Source organism: Brachyspira sp. G79 (genome assembly GCF_002379365.1).
Lineage (GTDB): Bacteria > Spirochaetota > Brachyspiria > Brachyspirales > Brachyspiraceae > Brachyspira.
Genome location: NZ_JQIU01000008.1, coordinates 1044885 through 1050023, shown reverse-complemented (window position 1 = coordinate 1050023; position 5139 = coordinate 1044885). Strand labels below are relative to the sequence as shown.

6 protein-coding genes and 1 pseudogene are annotated in these 5139 nt (G+C 26.7%); 5 read left to right on the top strand and 2 right to left on the bottom strand.

Translation table 11 applies throughout. The features are described from left to right. Positions 1-124: 124 nt before the first annotated feature. Positions 125-541: a metal-dependent transcriptional regulator gene (locus KQ44_RS06005; RefSeq protein WP_096737792.1), complete on the bottom strand. Its 417-nt coding sequence runs from the start codon at positions 539-541 to the stop codon at positions 125-127. A gap of 241 nt (positions 542-782) precedes the next feature. Between KQ44_RS06005 and KQ44_RS06000 the strand changes: the two genes are divergently transcribed. From KQ44_RS06000 to KQ44_RS05980, 5 genes are all read left to right on the top strand, one after another. Further along, positions 783-1466 carry a response regulator transcription factor gene (locus tag KQ44_RS06000; RefSeq protein WP_096736658.1) on the top strand — a complete coding sequence of 228 codons (684 nt, stop codon included), beginning with the start codon at positions 783-785 and terminating at the stop codon, positions 1464-1466. 7 nt (positions 1467-1473) lie between these two features. Beyond that, a complete protein-coding gene (locus KQ44_RS05995; RefSeq protein ID WP_096736657.1) occupies positions 1474-3228 on the top strand; it encodes a HAMP domain-containing sensor histidine kinase in 1755 nt (584 codons plus the stop codon). 78 nt (positions 3229-3306) lie between these two features. Next, complete coding sequence (locus KQ44_RS05990) at positions 3307-3516, top strand: cation transporter (RefSeq protein WP_096736656.1); 210 nt, start codon at positions 3307-3309, stop codon at positions 3514-3516. 9 nt (positions 3517-3525) lie between these two features. Then, positions 3526-4110 carry a Holliday junction branch migration protein RuvA gene (gene ruvA / locus KQ44_RS05985; RefSeq protein WP_096736655.1) on the top strand — a complete coding sequence of 195 codons (585 nt, stop codon included), beginning with the start codon at positions 3526-3528 and terminating at the stop codon, positions 4108-4110. Positions 4111-4199: 89 nt separating this feature from the next. Then, on the top strand, positions 4200-4703 hold the full coding sequence (locus KQ44_RS05980; RefSeq protein WP_096736654.1) for a GNAT family N-acetyltransferase: 504 nt from the start codon (positions 4200-4202) through the stop codon (positions 4701-4703). 155 nt (positions 4704-4858) lie between these two features. On the opposite strand, the pseudogene KQ44_RS05975 reads toward KQ44_RS05980, so the two are convergent. Next, a pseudogene (locus tag KQ44_RS05975) lies at positions 4859-5139 on the bottom strand (hypothetical protein); the annotation flags it as partial.

Genomic DNA, 5139 nt, shown 5'->3' with positions numbered 1-5139 from the left:
CTGTAATTTACTAAAAATCATTTAAATATATTATCACAATTAATTTTTTGTCAATAAAAGACCATTTATATACATATGTCATACTTTATATATGATGAAAATATTTAACAGTATACACAATATATTAGTTTCCTTTGTTAAAAATATTTTCTTTTTTGCAGTATCCGCAAAGAAACTCTTTAAATTTATGCACAGTATCTCTGCTCATAGCATGTTCTATTAGGCAGGCTTCTTCATCCGCTATTTTTTCATCTACATTTAATACGTTTGTAAGGAAGTAATAGAATATAGCATGTCTTTCAGCAATATCTTTTCCAATAGCCCTTCCTGATTCTGTAAGTTCTATGTCTCCATAATGTTCATGCTTTATGTGTCCGAGTTTTGATAGAGTTTTTATAGCTGTATTAACACTTGCTTTGGAACGTCTTACAACATCAGCTATATCTGTTATTCTAATAGCTTCTTTAAAATTTTTTTCTACTTCTAGGTTGTAGATAGTTTCTAAATAATTTTCTAATATAGGTGTCATATCTTGTTTCATAGAGATAATTTTAATATTAAATATATTATAAGTCAACATTTAAATTTAATATTTTTTACTTAATATTATTAATGAAAGTTATTATATTAAACAAAATACAAATGATTTTTTTAGCGGCTATAAAAAATTTTGACAAAAAATAAATTTTTATTATATTATTATTGTATATAAGCTGTATATTAATAGAGTAAAATATACGGTTTATATAACAAAAAATTATATTATTTTGGTAGTTTAGATTATGAATAAAGAACTTATTTACTCAGTTGAAGATGATGATAACATCAGAGATCTTATTAAGTATACTGTTGAAGAAGCAGGATATACTATAGAATGTTTCTCAAACGGTAATGACATGCTTGAGGCATTAAAAAAGCAGACACCTAATTTAGTATTGCTTGATATAATGTTGCCAGACGTAGAGGGTACAGAAATATTAAAGATTATCAGAACAGATTATGCCCATTTGCCTATTAAGGTGATAATGCTTACAGCGAAGGCAAGCGAAATTAATATTGTTACAGGTCTTAATTTAGGTGCAGACGATTATATGCCTAAACCTTTTTCTGTTCTTGAACTTCTTGCAAGAATTAAGGCTAATTTAAGAAAAAAAGATGTTAGGCTTGATGCTGAAGAACTTACTTTTGGTGAAATAAAATTAGTAGTTAAAAAAAGAAGTGTTTTTGTTGGAGAAAGACAGGTTATTTTAACACAGAAAGAATTTGATTTGCTTAAACTTTTAATGGAAAATGCCAATAATGTAGTTGATAGGGAAACTATGCTTGAAGAAGTATGGGGTGTTGATCATTCTATGGAAACAAGAACTATTGATATGCATATAAAATCTATCAGACAAAAACTTGATTTAACTAAAGAAAATATAATAACTGTCAGAGGTATGGGGTATAAATTGACAGAAGCATAAAAACACCATGATTAGAAATATATTTTATAAATCATTACTTATTCTTATATTATCAAGTGCATTAATGTTTATAGGAATACTGTTTACTGTTCAATATAATAATATTATGTACAGTCAGGTTATGATATTAAATATTATGGATATGCTTGAAAAAGAAATTGATTTATATGATGTACAAACAGAAGATGCCTTTAGGAAATTTGTGCTTCAGTCGGATAAAGAGGAACTTAGGATAAGCATAATATCTACTAATGGAATGGTTGTAGCAGATACTCTTACAGATACTTCTAAAAATCCTATGGGAAATCATACCAATAGAAGCGATGTAATAGAGGCTCTTCATAGTGCTGAGAATAAACCTGCTTTTTCTATACATACTTCTATAAGCCAGAAAACACCTTATATGTATGTATCAAAAAAGATTAAGGCTGATGATGACAGAGATTATATATTAAGAATTTCAATACCTATAGATTCGGTTAATAAATATTTAATAAGTTTTTTATTTACTGCCGTTATGGTGATAGGGGTTGTTATTATAATTATGGCTTTGGTACTTCCTTTGATGAGCCGAAATATAATGATTCCTTTTTATATGATAAAAGAAACTCTTGATAATATATATAATAATAAATCAGCAGCTCCCAAGAATCTGACGGGATATAATGATATTAATACTATTCTTTATGATATTAACGAGTTGGCTGTTAGTCTTAATGAAAATATTACAGGTTATCAAACTGAAAAAGAAAAACTTAATTATGTACTTGAAAATATAGCACAGGGTATTATAGCGGTTAATAAAAATAAAGAGATATTTTTTATTAATCAGTACGCAGTTGATTTGCTTGAAATATCTGACAGCAATATAAAAAATTTAAGTGAAATCATAAAAAGCAGTGAAGTAATAGAGAGAATTAACAATGCTATAGAGTTTAATAGATTTTCTAAATTTGATGTAAAAGAACATACTATGGATATAGAAATTACTATTATACCTATACGCAATAATGAAAATATATCAGCATTAATAAAATTTGAAGATGTTACTGATATAAGAAAAGTAGAGATAGAAAAGCAGGATTTCTTTATTAATGCCTCTCATGAATTAAAAACTCCTCTTACTTCTATAATAGGATACTCTGAACTTCTTATCGCCACAGGCGGCGGTAAAAATCAGGCTGATTTTATTAAACGTATAAATAATGAGGCTTTGAGAATGAAAGACCTTGTTATAGATATGCTTACATTAAGCAGAATAGAGGCTAATTGGAAAGAAACTATTGATGAAAAGATAGATATTAAGGATATTATACTTGATGTTTTTGAAAGTAATAAAATAAAGGCAGAACAAAGAGAAATAAATATAGAGCTTGATATAGAATCTGCATTTATAATGGCTAATAAAGAAAAGATTACAGAAGTAGTTAATAATTTGGTTGATAATGCTATAAAATATACTGATGATGGCGGAAATGTAAAGGTATTTTTGAAACAAAAGGCGGATAAGGCAGTATTTACAGTGAAAGATACAGGATGCGGAATAGCTCCGCAGTATTTGAATAGAATATTTGAAAGATTTTTCAGAGTAAAAAATAATAAATATCTTAAAGTTCATGGTACTGGACTTGGACTTACAATAGTAAAAAATATATGCAATTACTATAATGCTGACATTCATATAAAAAGTGAAGAGAATGTAGGAACTGAGATGAGTGTTGTTTTTAATTTGTATAAAGAGGAATCAGAAAAAAATAAATAATATTGTTTTTCTGTTGCAAAATACCCTTATCTAGTATATAATTTTGTTAGATAATTAAAACAAAAGGAGTATTAAAAAATGAAGAATATAACTATAAAAATAAAAGGAATGGGATGCCAAAACTGTGTTAAAGCTGTTACAGAAGAATTAACAGCTTTAGACGGTGTAAGTAAAGCTGATGTAAGTTTGGAAAAGGCATGTGCTGAAGTAGAATATGATGAGTCTAAAGTAAGCACTGATAAAATGCTTGAAGTGATAAAAGAATTAGAATACGAGCCTAGCTTATAATATATTTTTATGTTTGCTTTTATAGAAGGTAATGTTCAGATAATATCCGAGGGTATCATAGCTCTTGTTTGTAACGGTGTTGGGTATGAGATTATAGTATCAAGAAAACTTGAAGTAAAAAATGATGATAAAATAAGACTTTATACACAGCTTATACATAAAGAAGATGCTATGATACTTTATGGTTTTTTAACAAGAGAAGAAAAGAAAATGTTTTCTACTCTTATAGCGGCATCAGGGGTTGGACCTAAACTTGCTATGGAGATACTTTCTACATATTCAATTAATGATCTTATGCATATACTTTTTAATAAAGATATTAATTTATTAAAAAAAGTTCAGGGTATGGGATTAAAAAAGGCTGAAAAACTTTTATTTGAACTTAGAGATAAAATAGAAAAGATTGATATTAATATTTCTTCTTCTTCAGTTCAAAATTATAATGATAATGAAAGCGATGTTATAAAGGCCTTAATATCATTAGGTTTTTCAAATAATGAGGCTGTTAAGGCTTTGTCTTCAATAGAAAATAAAGATAATATGTCTCCTGAAGATTTGATAAGTAATGCTTTGAGAAATTTAAGCTCTATATAATAAAAAATGATTTTTAAAAATAATTGAAAATAAATAGTTATTAATATATAATGATAGTAATTAATAATGATTATTATTAGGATATTATTATGGATATAGTTGTAAAGAAAGCAGAAATAAAAGATATTTTTGATATAAGTAAACTTCATGCTATATGCTGGAAAGATGCTTATAAAAATATTATACCTGATTCATATTTGAAGAGAATATATTTAGATGATTGGTGTACTGAGTTTGAAGAGGGTATTAATAATAGAACAAGAGAGGCTCATATTGCCTATATTGATGATAAACCTATAGCAGTCATTTCGCATGGAAAGAGCAGATGCAGTATGGAAGGTTATGGAGAGATAATATCCTTATATGTACACCCAATATATCAGGGTTCTGGAATAGGTACTTTGCTTCTTGAAGAGGCTTTAAAATATATGAAAGACTTGGGCTATACAAATATATGTCTTTGCGTTTTTGAGAAAAATGAAAAGGCAAAAGAGTTTTACGAGAAAAATGGTTTTAAAGATTCTGGAAATAAAAATACTCTGAAAATAGATGATGAAGATATAGAAGAAGTTATTTATGTTTATGATTTGTAATAAATATTTTTTATTTATCTAAAAATTTTTAAGTCTATCAACTGTAAGCTATCAATCATCTTTGTTCGTGACACCACAGTATTATACATTCTTATTAAACTATATGTGTTGCTGGTTACATCTAATGTTTTAAATTAGCTATAGTGTGATATATTTTATAAATATGAATATGCTTTTATATAGTGGGATAATAAAAGAGAAATTATAAATGATATTAATATTATCATAGAAACCATAATAAACATTTGAATTTTAAATTTAAATAAAATAGTTATTACAATAGAAGATATTATTAAAGATAAAATCAAAGATATTATATAACCAACATTTACAAATACAAATCTGCTCCAAGGATGCATAAACTTAGATGACATTATGTTAAAAATTGAGAGTATAGCTGATGATAGCAAAGAGTTTGATATACTTAATAAAATAA

Excerpts from the sequence above, each read along its gene's own strand:
- KQ44_RS05995 (WP_096736657.1), top strand. The coding sequence starts at position 1,474 with ATGATTAGAAATATATTTTATAAATCATTACTTATTCTTATATTATCA.
- KQ44_RS06005 (WP_096737792.1), bottom strand. The coding sequence starts at position 541 with ATGAAACAAGATATGACACCTATATTAGAAAATTATTTAGAAACTATC.
- KQ44_RS06000 (WP_096736658.1), top strand. The coding sequence starts at position 783 with ATGAATAAAGAACTTATTTACTCAGTTGAAGATGATGATAACATCAGA.
- ruvA (WP_096736655.1), top strand. The coding sequence starts at position 3,526 with ATGTTTGCTTTTATAGAAGGTAATGTTCAGATAATATCCGAGGGTATC.
- KQ44_RS05990 (WP_096736656.1), top strand. The coding sequence starts at position 3,307 with ATGAAGAATATAACTATAAAAATAAAAGGAATGGGATGCCAAAACTGT.
- KQ44_RS05980 (WP_096736654.1), top strand. The coding sequence starts at position 4,200 with ATGGATATAGTTGTAAAGAAAGCAGAAATAAAAGATATTTTTGATATA.